The organism is Shewanella sp. SG41-4, assembly GCF_014164505.1.
Classification (GTDB): Bacteria; Pseudomonadota; Gammaproteobacteria; order Enterobacterales; family Shewanellaceae; genus Shewanella.
The window spans coordinates 1-2,539 of the sequence record NZ_JACJFI010000416.1 but is presented as its reverse complement, the minus strand read 5'-3'; the positions used below and the strand labels follow the sequence as shown (position 1 = coordinate 2,539).

Here is a 2,539-nt window from a genome sequence, read left to right as displayed (position 1 = left end):
TAACCAACATGGATACCCTAAAATACCGAACGACGTCACAGCCACTCTTGCACTGTCGGTAGTAATTTCCGCATAGGGAAACAATGGCCTTTAGTCTCACCAAACGGCACAGTTGAACCTGCACCCAACATCGTAGCTCCCGATTCAGTTCCCATTCGGCAAAAGCAGAATATCGTTACATTGTCTAACTCGCTGCTTTATCCGGTCGCGGTAGGAATGAGCATTACTGCTCACCCCCCCGCACAGATCCAGACTTGCGCTACTAACGCATCCGGCTTCTACCTTGGGTGCTTAGCGTAAAAGCGCTGTTCCAAGCAAGCAGAACCATTCATATTTGATTGTTCGTAAGATAAACTATCTTGCAACCCGTTAGAATTCTGTCAAAGTATTATAATTCAAACAGTTACATTAATTAGTTTCTTGAGGAAAAATACTTACTCAGATCATACTTTGTTTACACTTTAGTTAAAAAGGTAGGATCCCGTATCGGTCAAATACTGCTGGAAGAGCACAGTTATAAGCGTACCCTCCTGCGAAAGACGAGAACGTGAACATTTTTCATACAGATAAGTATGTTTTTAGAACTCTATTTGTTCAGTACTTTATAACCTAATGAATTATTGGAAGTGATTCAGTATTGAAATCACTAATAGTGTTCAAAAAATGTGCACTCATGCGGTTGCCCTGCCGTCCTGCGCGACCTTAAGCAGCTAAATGTGTTTGTCTATCTAACGTCATTCAGTATTTTGTACTTGTTTATTTTCTTAGACGTTCAAGTGTAAAAATGATCTATTGATTTTTTAAGGTTTAATTCTGGCAAAAACTGATCTGAGATTGTTAAAATTGAATGTAGATTACTTTTTAATCTACCGATTTCAATATCCCCCGGCTTTATTGCAGTTTGTAACAAATGGATCGCCATATCAGCTAATAGAATTCGCTGCTTCTCTAGCCAGTTATCATCACCTTGTATTGCCAAATTATTAAGATAACTATTTTCGATAGAACTATGCAAAGCCCAACTAATTTCTATTACGTTCTTTCGTTCTTCATTTTTCATGAGTGATTGCCTTTAAACGCATAATACATTGTAAAAAAGGAATAGCTGTTTGATATTTGCTATTCTACTTTTCGAAATAAGAATAAGTTTCAATACTTTACAGGAACAATAATCAAGGTATATCCGAGTCAGTCAAGCTGCCCTCAGTCCATTAATGTGGCTCCTTGTTCTTCCCCTAATTCATCAACAAGTTGTAATAGAAATGGTTGCAGGGCCGAGGCTAAATGTGGCAATAGAAGCAGAAAACCTTATTATGAATAAGTTTATTCTCCCACATCACAACCGTATTTAATTAATCGATTGTTGGGCTTAATAAATCGCCTCGGAAAACAATATGAATCTTATTTCCATCCGGATCGCGAAGATATGCGCCATAGTAGCCTACACCATAGTGAGTTCTTTCATTAGGAGCTCCTTCATCAACACCACCATTTTGTAGGCCGGCAGCATACGACTTGTTAACTGAAACAATATCAGCAGCTAAGAAAGAAACCATTGCACCATTTCCCGGTGTTGCAACTTGCTTATTAAATGGTTCATAAATATAAAATCTGGGCAGTGTCGATTCTTTACTTAACCAACAACATGCTTTAGGACCGCCGTCAGGTATTACTTCACGCTGTATATATCCTAAAGGTAACAAAATAGCACTGTAGAAGTGTTTCGATTTAAGTAAATCATTTGTTCCGACAGTAATATGACTGAACATAATAAATCCCCCCTATTCAAAGCTATTTCGCCCCTATTTGCACAAGGCTAATTTGAATCTACATTAACAAAAGTATACAACTCTGTCTACTTTTGTTAGTATTACTATTTTATAAAATGAGATATAAATTTAGTGATGAACAGAATAAAATCCGAATTGCTGTCAGGTTTTGGAGCAACAATTATTATAACTTTCCTGGCTTATCTGCAAGTGTTAACTAGTAAAGATCTATGGTTAATGGCACCGTTTGGTGCCACCGCTGTTTTAGTTTTTGGAGTGCCAGAAAGCCCATTAGCTCGTGCAAAAAATGTGATTTTTGGTCACCTCATTACCACATTAGTAGGACTTGTTTTTTTATATTCTTTTGGTGTAACTCCAATCACTTTAGGCATAGCAACAGGTCTTGGGATATTTATCATGCTAATGACAAAAACGACCCATCCACCAGCAGGAGCTAATCCAATTCTAGTAATGATGACTCATCAAACTTGGTTTTTCCTGATTAATCCGGTATTGGTCGGAGCGTTATCAATCGTGGTGGTTGCACATCTTTATAATCGTTTGAGAAAAAAAAGAATATTTAATCCGATCGTAGGCTAGAAAATTGGGATGTTCGGCTAATACTTTGTAATTATTGAGCTTAGCTAATGATGAATGTGTAAAATTTTCAAATTATTTACACTGATAAACACCTGTTATACATAATGAAAATCAGGTTTTATGTCTTATGATCTTTTAGTAGGGCTAGATGTTTTAGATGAATCTCAATA

Annotated in this window: 3 protein-coding genes; 1 reads left to right on the top strand and 2 read right to left on the bottom strand. The window is 36.9% G+C overall.

Annotation, left to right across the window (positions count from 1 at the left end; all coding sequences use genetic code 11):
- Nucleotides 1-772: 772 nt before the first annotated feature.
- Nucleotides 773-1,060, bottom strand: coding sequence for a hypothetical protein (locus H5202_RS20480; protein ID WP_182773689.1), 288 nt, complete (start codon nucleotides 1,058-1,060; stop codon nucleotides 773-775).
- Between the two features lie 292 nt (nucleotides 1,061-1,352).
- The gene (locus H5202_RS20475; RefSeq protein WP_182773688.1) at nucleotides 1,353-1,769 is read right to left on the bottom strand and encodes a VOC family protein; all 417 of its coding nucleotides are present in this window, start codon (nucleotides 1,767-1,769) and stop codon (nucleotides 1,353-1,355) included.
- Between the two features lie 135 nt (nucleotides 1,770-1,904).
- On the opposite strand from H5202_RS20475, the gene H5202_RS20470 reads away from it, so the two are divergent.
- On the top strand, nucleotides 1,905-2,369 hold the full coding sequence (locus H5202_RS20470; protein ID WP_182773687.1) for an HPP family protein: 465 nt from the start codon (nucleotides 1,905-1,907) through the stop codon (nucleotides 2,367-2,369).
- Nucleotides 2,370-2,539: the final 170 nt, after the last annotated feature.